Annotated in this window: 11 protein-coding genes; 4 read left to right on the top strand and 7 right to left on the bottom strand. The window is 43.3% G+C overall.

What is annotated here, in order from left to right; all coding sequences use genetic code 11:
* Nucleotides 1-336: 336 nt before the first annotated feature.
* Entirely contained in the window at nt 337-831 is a 495-nt protein-coding gene (gene msrB, locus ACP26M_RS26490; RefSeq protein WP_373612591.1) for a peptide-methionine (R)-S-oxide reductase MsrB, read from the top strand.
* 25 nt (nt 832-856) lie between these two features.
* The gene (gene msrA, locus ACP26M_RS26495; protein ID WP_373612592.1) at nt 857-1525 is read left to right on the top strand and encodes a peptide-methionine (S)-S-oxide reductase MsrA; all 669 of its coding nucleotides are present in this window, start codon (nt 857-859) and stop codon (nt 1523-1525) included.
* Nucleotides 1526-1696: 171 nt separating this feature from the next.
* On the opposite strand, the gene ACP26M_RS26500 is transcribed toward msrA, so the two are convergent.
* The 6 genes from ACP26M_RS26500 to ACP26M_RS26525 all read right to left on the bottom strand — a co-directional run bounded on the left by ACP26M_RS26500 (nt 1697) and on the right by ACP26M_RS26525 (nt 10147).
* On the bottom strand, nt 1697-2704 hold the full coding sequence (locus tag ACP26M_RS26500; protein WP_143020723.1) for a hypothetical protein: 1008 nt from the start codon (nt 2702-2704) through the stop codon (nt 1697-1699).
* Nucleotides 2705-2884: 180 nt separating this feature from the next.
* Nucleotides 2885-3838, bottom strand: coding sequence for a bifunctional helix-turn-helix transcriptional regulator/GNAT family N-acetyltransferase (locus tag ACP26M_RS26505; protein ID WP_426584742.1), 954 nt, complete (start codon nt 3836-3838; stop codon nt 2885-2887).
* A gap of 383 nt (nt 3839-4221) precedes the next feature.
* The gene (locus tag ACP26M_RS26510; RefSeq protein ID WP_426584744.1) at nt 4222-6777 is read right to left on the bottom strand and encodes a phosphocholine-specific phospholipase C; all 2556 of its coding nucleotides are present in this window, start codon (nt 6775-6777) and stop codon (nt 4222-4224) included.
* A 159-nt stretch (nt 6778-6936) separates the two neighbouring features.
* A complete protein-coding gene (locus ACP26M_RS26515) occupies nt 6937-8073 on the bottom strand; it encodes a TIGR03364 family FAD-dependent oxidoreductase (RefSeq protein ID WP_426584746.1) in 1137 nt (378 codons plus the stop codon).
* Between the two features lie 36 nt (nt 8074-8109).
* Nucleotides 8110-9456 (bottom strand): DUF5690 family protein, encoded by a 1347-nt coding sequence (locus ACP26M_RS26520; protein ID WP_426584748.1) that lies wholly within the window; start codon nt 9454-9456, stop codon nt 8110-8112.
* A 4-nt stretch (nt 9457-9460) separates the two neighbouring features.
* Entirely contained in the window at nt 9461-10147 is a 687-nt protein-coding gene (locus ACP26M_RS26525; protein ID WP_426584750.1) for an HAD hydrolase-like protein, read from the bottom strand.
* Nucleotides 10148-10380: 233 nt separating this feature from the next.
* Here ACP26M_RS26525 and ACP26M_RS26530 point away from each other — a divergent pair, with 233 nt between their 5' ends.
* Both ACP26M_RS26530 and ACP26M_RS26535 read left to right on the top strand, forming a co-directional pair.
* The gene (locus ACP26M_RS26530) at nt 10381-11352 is read left to right on the top strand and encodes an aldo/keto reductase (protein ID WP_426584752.1); all 972 of its coding nucleotides are present in this window, start codon (nt 10381-10383) and stop codon (nt 11350-11352) included.
* Nucleotides 11353-11454: 102 nt separating this feature from the next.
* A complete protein-coding gene (locus ACP26M_RS26535; protein WP_426584754.1) occupies nt 11455-12210 on the top strand; it encodes a helix-turn-helix domain-containing protein in 756 nt (251 codons plus the stop codon).
* An 85-nt stretch (nt 12211-12295) separates the two neighbouring features.
* Here ACP26M_RS26535 and ACP26M_RS26540 read toward each other — a convergent pair whose 3' ends face one another.
* Nucleotides 12296-12874 (bottom strand): helix-turn-helix domain-containing protein, encoded by a 579-nt coding sequence (locus ACP26M_RS26540; protein ID WP_188833426.1) that lies wholly within the window; start codon nt 12872-12874, stop codon nt 12296-12298.
* Between the last annotated feature and the right edge of the window lie 119 nt (nt 12875-12993).

A 12993-nucleotide genomic window follows, 5' to 3' on the forward strand; every position in this document is an offset into this window, starting at 1 on the left:
TGTAAAAGTTTATAGCCCATGTTAAATTGATGTTTTGATTTGTGCATTAGTCGGGTAGGGGAGGGAATCCTTACGAGGTTTTTTATTTTTTCCGGACCGAAAATTTGGCGGCTATTGGAGTTATTGTTGAAAGGTAACAATGGACTATGCGCGTTCTCCCGGGTTGCAAATAAGGATAGCCGATCTACAATAAAAAGAGTTATATGACGTGTTTTTACGTAGGGTATTTAATACGCAGTTTAGGGCAGCGCTATCTATAATAAATTCAGACAATTAAATGACTGAATAACTTTCACCTGCCTGTAAGGTTCTTCGTATATCTACGACAAAGAGGGTATGAAAAAGATAAATTTGTTTATTATACCATTGATATTATTGGCCCTTAACGCGTGCAGTCAAAGCACTCCGCATGGCGATAGAACTGTTGACACCAAAACCTATCCCCAGGCCAAACCCGCCAGTTACTGGAAACAGGTATTAACGCCGGAAGCCTATGAAATATTGGTGAATAAAGGAACGGAGCAGCCTTACCACAATCCTTACTGGAATAACCATGAAAAAGGGATATACGTAAGCGCTGCTACCGGGAAACCATTATTTAGTTCGGATGCCAAGTTTGAATCTGGTACAGGCTGGCCCAGTTTTTTTAAACCAATTGATCCAAAAGCGATCAAAATTGTAAAGGATACATCATATGGGATGGTGCGCGAAGAGGTAGTTGAAGCCAGCACCGGTTTGCACCTCGGCCATGTTTTTGATGATGGGCCTGCACCTACGGGCAAGCGCTATTGCATGGACTCATATGCTTTTAAGTTTATTCCGGCTAAATAATTAAACTATTTAAATTAAAAATATCATGTTAACAAAAAAGTTAAATATATGCCTGCTTGGCCTGCTGATATTGTTTGGCTGTGCCGATGCGCAGACCGGCGGAAACGGTTTTGCAAGCCTGCCTGCCCCAAAGGCGGGCGAAAAGGTTGCCACTTTTGCCGGTGGTTGTTTCTGGAGTCTTTCGGAAGGTTTGTATGAATTGAAGGGTGTTAATAAAGTAGTAGCCGGGTATGCCGGCGGCACAACTAAAAATCCATCGTACGAGGATGTTTGCGGTAAAAATACCGGTCATGCCGAATCTGTACAGGTTTACTATAACCCGGCCGAAATAAGTTACGCTGCTTTAGCCGAAGCTTTCTTTTATGCACACGACCCAACCACTGTAGACAGGCAGGGTCCTGATGTAGGCGACGATTACCGCTCGGTAGCATTTTACCGGACACCTGAAGAAAAGAAAACTTTGGAAAGCGTAATAGCTAAAGTTAACGCTACACATCATTACAGCAGCCCTATTGTTACACAGGTTGTTCCGTTTAAAGTATTATATCCGGCCGAAAATTATCACCAGGGGTATTACAGGCAGCATATGAATAGCCCATATATCAGCCATGTTTCAGTACCTAAAGTAATAAAGCTGCGTAAGGCCATGAATAGCTTGTTGAAACCCGAGTTTCAGCATAAAGATCTGAATTAAGTGTAAATGTTGTATTTGACTGTTCTGTTGTCTCTACACCACGTTATTGCGAGTAATCATTAGGGAAGTCTTTTCATCCGCCGGTTGTTTAAGAATAAAGCATTGGTCTCCAGCAAAAAAAGGCGAAAAGTAACAAAACCTTTCGCCTTTTCCCTTTAACCTTTCCGCTATCTATTGATTACAGATCGTTTTTAATTTTTGATTATAATCAGGATTTAGCGGTTCATTGGTTTGAGCCAGGCGCTGCGAACCTACATTGGCCGGACAGGCAATGCCATTAGGCCCGTCGTAAACCAAACCGGGTTTTGTGCTGAGGAGTTCTTTCGGCACGTAGATCTGTACAGTGGTTTTTGAATAGCTATGCGGATAAAACCGGATGTAATATCCATCAGGGTGTAACGACCATATGCCTGACGGTACCGCCGGATCAGGCGCCGGAGCCAAACCGGCTAACATGGCATACTTTTCCATCTCTTCGTAAGATGAATTACCAGAGGCAGCTAATCGGCGGATATTGTTTTCAGCCTCAAAAACACTTTGAACCGCAGGCGGCAATTGGCTTTTGGCTTTATCCATTACACTGGCGGGCAATACACCCAGCGCACCGCCTTCCAACATTAACAGTTCATTAGCTGATAGCAGCCTGGTCGCGGTAAGCTTAATATCGGACCCCATATCAACAAACCTGGTGCGTGCAATAATCGACCATAATAATATCTGGATGCTATGCTGGTCAACCTCGGGATGAGTTTCAGCATGTTTTAATATCAGTATCACCACATCGCGCTTTGGCCCAAGCACCGGGGCAAGCATATACCCATCGCCTGTACTGGGGCCACGGGTACCAGCATGCAGGCAATAGCTTTTGCTGGTCATTTCATAAAAACCGGCGCAAAGCTTAAAGCCGCCCCCGGGTGCTTTTGGCAAAAGGTATAAAGGCTCGGCTACCTGCCCTTCCATAAACGATGGTGGTTTGGAGCCTGCCTTGTTAACGTCATTAAAACTGGTGGTAATGGCCTGCGGTTGTTTCAGCAATTTATTAAGGCTGCCGCCCGATACCATATCGGCTCCTTTATCCAATATGGCTTTCCCAAAACCGCCAAACTGGGCTTGTACAGCAGTGCTGCAAAATAGGCAGATACCCAGACAAATGATAAGATGTTTTTTGAAGTTTTTCAAAGATAATAGGTATATTAGGGTAGGGAGCAGGAGTTTTTTATGTTTCATATAGATATAGTGTTTAAGTTTCAATTGCAAGAAACAAAAAATACTATAAACTGTTTGTTGAATTTATTCACAATTGTTATACAATAGTTAATATATCTATTGAGGGAAGTAATAAACCCGCTAACTGGCTATTTATTTCAACTCAAGCTCCATTTGGATATTAGCACGTTCGTATGGTGAAGGCCTGCCTGCTACCTTAACAAAGCCCAATTTATGATACAGGCTGATGGCCGGCTTTAAAATGGTGTTACTCTCCAGGTAAAGTTTATGGCTGCCAAGCGCTTTGGCCTTTTCAATAATAGCCTGTCCGAGCAAAAAGCCTATATTTTTTCCCTGCGCCTTGGGTGAAACAGCCATTTTAGCAAGTTCGTAGTCATAATCAGGATCGTCCATTTTCAATAGTGCACAAACTCCAACAGGTTCGTTATTATAAAGTGCAACCAGGATATGGCCGCCGTTGTTAATGATGTAACTATCGGCGTTATCAAGGGCCTTATAATCGGCCTCTTCCATCACGAAGTATTTGGAGATCCATTCTTCATTCAACGCCTTAAAGGCCGTGGCATATTGGGGTTCATAAGGCACGATGTGTACTTTATTGCTCTCCCTTATTTTTTGATGTGCCTGTACCCGGCGTAGCAATGATTTTTGTTCCAGCAGGTATTCCCATTCTTCAATAGCCTTCCATAGGTCATGATTTGCCTGGGCTAAAAGTTCTTCAACGGCATTGGTCACATCTGCATACTGGTCCTGGATTTTTTTTCCAACCTCAAGCCCTTTAGCCGACAGGCTTACCATGTTGCGCCTGCCATCAGCCTTATCCTTTTTCTCAATAACAAAACCGTTCTTCACCATTTCGGCAATGATTTTACTTACAGAAGGGTGCGAGTGGCCGATCTCTCTGGCGATAGCAGTGATGGTAAATTCGGCACCATCCTGCAATACATAAAAAACCGGGAACCATTTCGGCTGAAAGTCGATATCATATAACTTGTAAATGCGTGCCGCGTCTTCGCTGATAGTTTCGGTAAGCATCCTCAACCTGCTACCTATGGCCATCTTACCCACTTTATTAAAAAACACCATGTTAATAAGTAACTAATTATGTAACTGATTACGCAAATATATAATGTTGTTTTAAAAAGTGCAATAGTGGGTTACAAAATCAATGTCATCGGCAATTCATAAAACCGGAGCTACTGGCGATTAAAAGAAGTTTTATCTGAACCGTTTCTGAAAGATTGTTTAAATTTTTTTCGATTGTAGAGCCGCATAATTACGTCTCCCGCTTGCAATTTACGGCGATTGGAGCACTTTTAAATCGACTTGTCCTCCGGGAGACACAATTATGCGCCTCTACATTTTTTTATTTTTAACAGCTTTCAAGATCCAAAAAGAAATGGAAGGCTTAAAATGCAAAAAGCCAGACTGAGCAGTCTGGCTTTTTTACTTTTTAGTAAGTTTAAATATTATGCTAATGCTTTTCCCATTGACGGATCGCTGAAGCTTGATTTACCTGTTTCAACCCGACCTGCAAAGCGTTTACCGAATTTATCAAAGCCGTCAACTTTTGTACTGAAATCATACCAGTTATGGCTTTTGCTTAAGGTTAATGCAATGGTTGCGCCTGAGCCTGCCTTTACAGCAACTTTATGATCGGGAGTTTTGTAGCCATGATCTGTTACCGTAATAGTTTGGGCCTTACTTGTATGATTTGTTATTTTCAGGGAGATGTTACCTGTTAACTTACCGGCAACCTGCTCGTATTCGCAAACAACATCAACCAGCGGATCGGCAGTATTACCCCGGTACTCGCGGAAAAAGCCGTTAGGGCCATAGGTGCGTAAATGATATTCGCCGTTTTCAAATTCATGCAGCGGCCATACATCTGCCAGGGTATCGCCGGCTTTAACGGTATAGGCCCAGGTACGCAGGTCTTCCATTTTCTGCGGATCATTCATCGTAGCATATTTGCCGGGAGCATATACGTTAAATGGTGAGCCCAACGCTTTTGCATCAAAGGCTTTGTTACTCGCAGTAAATTTGATCTCAAACGATTTTTTATCAGCGCTTAATTTACCATCGGCATAAAGCTGGTAGGGCAGTGCCGATGAAGGTTTAATGCCTTTTTCCTGTTGGGGCATATATGGGGATGAATGCGGATCTTTATTGATCTGTGCAATTTCATCGGCGGTAAGCAGCTTATAATCTGAAGGCAGTTTCTTGAACTGGGCTTTATGAATGCTTTCTAAAAATGCTTCTTTTGCAACAAACTCCGGGTTTTCAATCTTTTCGCCATTATATGGACGGAAAACGCTTGAAAGATCACCGCAAACTGTACGGCGCCATTGGCTGATATTAGGTTCGGTTACTTTTTTACCGGTTTTGTGGCTTAAAAAGTTCTCTAAAAATTGCAGGGTTGAAGTATGGTCAAACACTTCCGAATTTACCCAGCCGCCGCGGCTCCATGGTGAAGCAATTACCAACGGCACACGGAAGCCTAAACCGATAGGGCTTTCACGATCAAATACTTCCGGGAAGTTATTGCGCGCTTTTTCCTGTTCTAAAGTAACGAATTCAACGCTTGGGTCGATACCTGCTGATACCTTGCCGGTCCCCGGTTTATGCGGATTAGGCGCGGTGAAAGGAGGGACGTGGTCAAAGTAACCATCATTTTCATCATAAGCTAAAATGAAAACAGTCTTTTTCCAAACTTCGGGATTTTGGGTAAGGATGTCCAGCACTTCAGATACATACCATGCACCGTACCAGGCCGAGCTTGGGTGGTCAGAAAAATGCTCGGGCGCCGATAGCCAGCTTACGGTTGGTAATTGACCGCTTTTAACATCCGCACGGAACTGGTGCAAAACATCGCCTTTAGGTACTAAAACTTCGCGTTCGGTGCCTTCGTCATTATATTTCAGCGGACTTAAAGTACGATAGTGCGGATCATTGGTATTGGTTACGAAACCTTTTTGGTGAAGGTTTTTTTCGCGCTGCGACAGGCTTGCAAATTTCCCCGGATCAAGGTTTGCCATATCCTTTTTGATGTTGTCCAGGTCGCGTTGTTTTTGTTTAAGCTGCTTTTGTAAATGATCTATATGTGCATCGCCGGCAGGCAAAGCAGCAATTTGTTTTTCAAGCGCTGCTATTTCATCAGGCAAAACAGTTGATTTTTTTTGCAAATGGGCGATGTGTTTATCGTAAAGTTTGATGTTGTACTGGCCAAAAAACTCCAGTGGATTATCCTGGAAATTTGATAACCATGGATCTTCTTCACCCTCTAAACCAGTATCAATGGCAATTTCGTTCTGGTAATGTTTCCATGATATATTATGATCCTCCAAACGCTCGGGGAAGGTAGCCCAGTTGAGGGTGCCATAATCCATATCGTCATTCCAAACGTGTGCAAGTGAATTTTCATGCTGCTCGGCACGGATAGTACCGCTCCAGAAATATAGCCTGTTTGGATTTGTACCTGTCAGGGATGAGCAAAAGTTCTGATCGCAAACGGTAAAGGCATCGGCCAGGGCATAGTAAAACGGGATATCCTCGCGATTGTGGAAACCCATAGTTAAAGGCATGTTGGAATATTCCTTAATACCATTACGCTTAACGTTAAGCCATTGGTCAAATTTGCCGTCGTTACGGGCATTAACCTGGTTGCTCCATGAATGCGGCAACGAGCTCATCCAGGTTGCTTTGGTATTCTTGATATCAAGGTGGAAAGGGGCATACGTTTCGCCTTTTTTGTTCGATTGCAGCCAAACCTTGTTTTTATTGGGCAAATCAATAGCGCGTGGGTCATTATAACCACGTACCCCCTTCAGCATCCCGTAGGTATGATCAAACGAGCGGTTTTCCTGCATCAGGATCACAATGTGCTCGGCATCCAGGTAAGTGCTTCCTGGTGCCGGGTTAATGGCCATTGCTTTTTGAATAGATTGGGGTAAAATACTGGCGAGGCCGGCTGCACTGGTTAATAAGGCTGCTTTTTTAAGAAAATCTCTTCTTGAATCAGACATGTGTATTTTTATTTAGTTCATGGCCTATAGATGATAGATCATGGTGTTTTTTAGTTTTTTGGCCTCCGGTATTAGTTCGACGGATCAGAGAATATTTTTGAGCTTTCAATATATAGCAAAGTTTTCAAAATCTATGATCCATGAACCATCAACTATAAACTAATTATCCTTCCGCCTGGCAATCTCCTGCTCGCATAGGCCAAATGACAGGGTCATGCCGTTACCGCCGAGGCCATTGATAAGGGTTACCCCAGGCTCAATGTCGATTATAAGTTCGTACGCGCCGTTGGTCATTTTAGGGTAGATGCCGTGCCATGACTGCAGCATTTTCCAGTCTTTAAAATTGGCAAATGTATGTAAGTACTCAATTATCAAATTATTAATAAATTCTTTATCGAAGGGATCATGAACCAAACCATATTCGTGCGAATCGCCGATAGTAAGCTCGCCGCTGCCATTTTGGGATACCATTACGTGGATGCCCCATTTAAGGTGTATGGCATACTGTTCTTCATAGCGTTTACGCAAAGCAGGCAATGAAGCTGCGGCCTGGAAACCCGGGTAATGGATCATAGACAAGCCACCACATAGCGATGGGCCGATGCGCCATTCATCGGGTTGGGTAACCAGGCGCATCATTTGGAGTTTGCATTTGGTGATCTGTGTTTGCGCGAATAGTTCAGGATATAAAGTTTCAAAATCGGCGCCGCTGCAAACATAGATCTCGTCGGCTTCCCAACTTTGGACGCCCGAACTAACTTTGGGATGTTGGATACGGCTGATAGCTGTATTCCAGTGAAACTCCACGCCAAATTTTTCGGCAAGATATGCTGCTACCTGCCCGATTGCTACCCGCGATTCAACAATCATTTCCTCGCCGCTCCACAAAGCGCCTTTTAAGCCATCAGTATTAATGGCAGGTGATTTTGAAACAGCTTCACCAGGAGTTAGCACAGCGCAATCGCGGTATTGCTTGTTTACATCTACATATTCTTCAATCACCTGCAGCTCATCATCATGGTAAGCAAGGTGTAATGATCCAACCTCATTATGCCAGATCTTGGCCTCGGTGCAAACCGTTTTCCAGATGCTTTTTGATAGCATGGCGCGTTCAAACATTGGACCGGTAGCCTGGCCTATAGGCCACACCATACCAAAATTGCGGATAGACGCGCCTACCGCGCGTTCGTTACGCTCAAACACGGTTACCTTATAACCACGAATGGCCAAAGCGCGGGCAGTAGCTAAACCTACTATGCCTGCGCCTATGATTATAGCACTTTTGTTATTGTTCATTGGTTCATTAGTTCATTGGTTTGAATTGTTCAAACCTCAATTGATTTGATTGGCTGGATTGAAAGTTAGAGTTTGTTGCTCATCAGTTTCATCTGCAATTATCTTTTTTTTATCACGGGCAGCGCTTTGCAAAAAGTAAATGAGCGATAAAATACCGCAAATTCCGCCAACAATGGCTACCGTCATTGCGCCTTCCCGAAAAAAGGCACCCCAGCTTATTGAGGGACGCCCCAGTTCTTTCACTAATAAGACGCTCACACTGCCAAGGTAGCCCATCGAATCGGCAATGTACATGATAAAGCCCACATTGCTTTTATAGTGGAACGATGCTATCATCCGCTCAAAAAATATAGCATTGTAAGGAACGTAGCCCATGTATAAGCCAAGGCCTACCAGGGTCATCCATAAGGTTGGACTTACCATTTGAATGGTAAACATAATGGTTGATATACCCACCAGCACACAGCCGGCAATGATCATTAAATGGATAATGCTAAAAGCACGTAGGTTTTTGCGCACCAGGATAAGTAAACTCATACCTACTAATACCACCAGCGAAATTTTAATATCGGTAGTAGTAAAAATGCTGTTATCCTTAATGCCCAGGCTGGCCCAGATCTCTACTTCAAAATTGTCGCGCACGTCGCGCATAATGGTGAGTAATACATAAACAATGAGCGTGAGGATAATACCCGGCAAGAAACGGATGACGAATTGTTTACGCTCTGCTGCATTCATCGGTGTACGTTCCGAACGCAGACGTTTATCTTCGGCGGTAGGGGCAGGGATAAGCTCCATACAGCCTACAAAAAATAACAGCGGCAACACAAATACCGCCCCTGTTAAAAAAGGCATATAGTATTCGTTTACATGGAAACAGGTTATTAAAGTTCGCCCGGTTGTTTTTACAAAACCCGAGGCAAAAATGAGGCTGATGGACAATACCGAGGCCATGAACTCTGTTGAGCGGCGGCCTTCCAAATAACCAAAAACCAGTCCCCAGATAAGGCCCAGCGGAAAACCGTTGATAAAAAGAAACACGATATTCCATGGGGCCGGTACAAAAGCAAAGGCCAGCAGCGCCGCCCAGGCAATCCCGATCAGGATTAAAATATAACGGGCGCGGGTTTTGTTGTTAACTTCGGCTATAAACTTTATGCCGTAAAATTTGCTGCTCATATAGCCTATAACCTGAGCTATAACCAGCCAAACTTTATAATCAACATGAAAATACTCATGACCTGTGAAAGTTGCCGCTGCAAATGCCTTACGGAAAGCATACATGGAAGTATACGTTCCGAAGGCCGAAACCGCTGCTAAAACTGAGATCAGCGCATAAGGCCATCGGGCTACTTTTGCACGTAAACTTTCAATCAGCATCATATACTTATTGGTTTATGATATCAATTACCAATGCAATATCATCAATAATATGGGTAGGATTATAAGTTTCGAGCTCGGCGCGGGTAAAAATGCCGGTAGTTACGCCTATGGAATATTTGCAGCCCGCGTTTTGACCTTCGCGTACGTCAACCTCGGTGTCGCCTACTTTAGCCACTTCAAGTGCATCTGTTATGCCGGCCTCAAGCATCATTTTTCGGATCATAAAAGGATGCGGGCGACCAAGTTCAACTTCGTCTGATCCAACAACGTAATCTATCAGCCCTTTTTCCTGCCATTGCAGGCGGTTTACAATGGTATCTGCAATATCGCGCGAGAAGCCGGTATTGATACCAACTTTAACGCCCTGCTCATGCAGTTTTGCAAACGTTTCCTCTACGTTTGGCAACGGCTCAATACCCGGCTCAAACTGGTAAAAGTTAATCATTTGCTGCACAAATTCTTTGTGGATAGTGGTTACCAGCTCGTCCGTAATAACTGATTTATCAGTCTCGTGTTCAGTAAGCATTTTGCGGATAGCGAGGGTTTTTTCATACCCCATCAGCGGATCTATTTTTTCCAGTCCAACTTCATAACCGGACTTTTGCATGGCAGCCCTGAAAGCTTTGCTAACTTCATGATCGTCTTTAACCGTGGTGCCGGCTATGTCAAATACCACTAATTTTATACTCATAACAACATTTATAATGTTTAGCAATACTAAACTTATTTTATTAAAATTAAACTAAGTTAGTGTTAAGGTTTGGTTAAGGTGGTAAAAGGTCGATTTTGTTCCCATAGTTTGTGTGCGAGTTTTACAAAGAGTTATCGTAAAAATTTGAGCCATACAGACAAGTAAATTGAGCCGTGCAAGAAATTTACCCATGAACAAGATACCTGATCTTTGTTTTAAATTAAATATCAACTATGGAGAACATAACGAAAATAAACTTGGGCAAAAACGGTCCGCTGGTTTCAAAACTGGGCCTGGGTTGTATGCGCATGTCATCAGTTTGGGGCAGCAAGGCCAATGATGAAAATGAAAGTATCGCTACCATACAGGCAGCTTTAGATAGTGGCATTAACTTTTTAAACACCGGCGATTTTTATGGCGCCGGTCATAATGAGTTATTGGTAGGCAAGGCCATTAAAGGCCGCAGGGATGACGCGTTTATCAGCGTAAAATTTGGCGCTATCTTTTATAATGGGCAATGGCTTGGCTTAGACCTTCGCCCTATAGCTATTAAAAACTTCATCAATTATTCGTTAGTGCGATTAGGTATCGATACTATCGACCTGTATCAGCCATGCCGCCTGGATAACAGCGTACCGGTGGAGGATGTGATAGGTACCGTTGCAGATCTGATTAAGGAAGGTAAAGTACGCCACCTTGGTGTTTCTGAAATTACAGCCGATCAGTTACGCAAAGCCAACAGCATACACCCGGTAACCGCGCTGGAAATAGGCTACTCATTAGCTGACAGGCAAATTGAAAACGATCTGCTGCCTACTGCTAAAGAACTGGGCATTGGCGTAGTAGCATTTGCCAATACCGCCGAAGGTTTACTTACGGGCGATATGAAAGCGCCGCTTCCGGCAGATAGCTATCATAATCACTTTTCACGTTTCCAGGGAGAAAACCTGGTGAAGAACCTTGAAAAAGTTGAAGTACTAAAACAAATGGCCGGCGACAAAGGCTACACGCCTACCCAACTTGCCATTGCATGGGTAAACGCTCAGGGCGATAACATTATGCCGCTGGTAAGCATGAGCCGCAGATCGCGCCTGCCCGAAAATATACAGGCTATGCAAATTGAATTTAGTGCTGACGAGATGAGCACACTTAACACAGCTTTTGCCCAGGGAGCGATATTAGGTGGTACATACCTGCAACGATAAATGGACGGGGCTGCATAAGCCCCTCCTATTTTATATATTTACATAGTGACCAATCCAACCGAAATAATTCCAGGCGTAATCTTTTATTCTTTTTTCTCGAGGATGAGAAAGGAAAAGGTAGGTTTTTTTGAGCATAGCACCCTGGTATTACAGGTTTCAGGGCAATTCAGCATCGAAACCGCAAATCAAAAAATTTCGATGAAGGGCGGCGAAATGATGCTGATCCGTAAAAATCAATTGGGCGAACTCGTCAAAATGCCCGTTGATGGCGGTGACTATCAAACTATCATCATTTGCCTGAAAGAAGATATGCTGCGGCAGCTTGCCCTGGAAGAACAGATAGAGCCGGGACGGAAATACACCGGTCAGCCCAATATCAAAATCCCCGAAAGTGAATTTCTGCGGGGCTTTTTTCAATCTGTGATTCCTTATGTGCACCATCCCAACGAAAAAATAACCAAACAACTGGGCATGCTGAAAGTAAGGGAAGCCGTACACTTATTACTACATACTATGCCCGAGCTTAAAGATTTCCTGTTCGATTTTTCGGAGCCTCATAAAATCGACCTGGAAAAATTTATGCTCAGCAATTTTCATTTTAACGTACCTGTCGAGAAATTCGCGCAACTTACCGGCCGGAGCCTTGCGGGATTTAAACGCGATTTCCAAAAAACTTTTGATACTTCGCCCCGGCACTGGCTGCAAACCAGGCGACTTGCGGAGGCGCGCCACCTCATCGAAAACAAAAACCGTAAACCATCTGAAATTTACCTCGATTTAGGATTTGAAAGCCTGGCCCATTTTTCCCATTCGTTTAAAAAAGAATTTGGCAAAGCACCTACCGAGTGGATGCACTAACCGGAGTTTTTTCTGTTGATAAAAATGTATTATTCTATATCCAATTCACCACTCACTTAATCAACGCAATCAACCATTCACTAAACTACTTCTTCTCTTCAAAAAAGTATACCACCAGCATGCTGGCCGTGGTATCGCCCATGTTTTTTGGAGTGTGGGGGATGCGCCCGTCAAAGAGCATGCTATCGCCCTGGTTAAGGGTTATGGTGTCGTCATCAAACTGGTAGGCTATCTGACCCGATAGGATATATTTATATTCAAACGCTTCTGTTTCCACAAGCGGACGGGAGGCATCGGGTTCAAGCTCCAATATGACAATATCAACAGTACTTTGGCTTATTGATTGGGTGAAAATGCGCTGATAATGAAAACCATCGGCATGTTCTTTTTCAAAATGATCGTATTCGTGTTTGCGCTTTACTAAAACCGGGAGATGATCGCTTTTTGAACGCATATCTTTAAAAAACTCGTTCAAATCTATTTCCAGTGCTTTAATAATATCTATCAATACAATGAGCGATGGAATGGTACGGCTGTTTTCAATTTGGGATATCAGGCCTTTGCTTACGTTGGCCCTTATGGCAAGTTCCTGTACGGTTATATTCTTTTCACGGCGACGTTCTTTTATCCGGTTACTGATCTGTATCAGTATGTCTTCTTCCATCTATAGCAGGTTATTTGGTGCGCAAAGTAATTAATCAGGCTATTTATCCAAAATGATTTTTTTGTTACGCTTTGAACAGTATAGTGTAAATGTTAACGGATATTTATATAATATTGTTG

The sequence above is a fragment of the Mucilaginibacter sp. R-33 genome, assembly GCF_049949235.1.
Taxonomy (GTDB): Bacteria; Bacteroidota; Bacteroidia; order Sphingobacteriales; family Sphingobacteriaceae; genus Mucilaginibacter.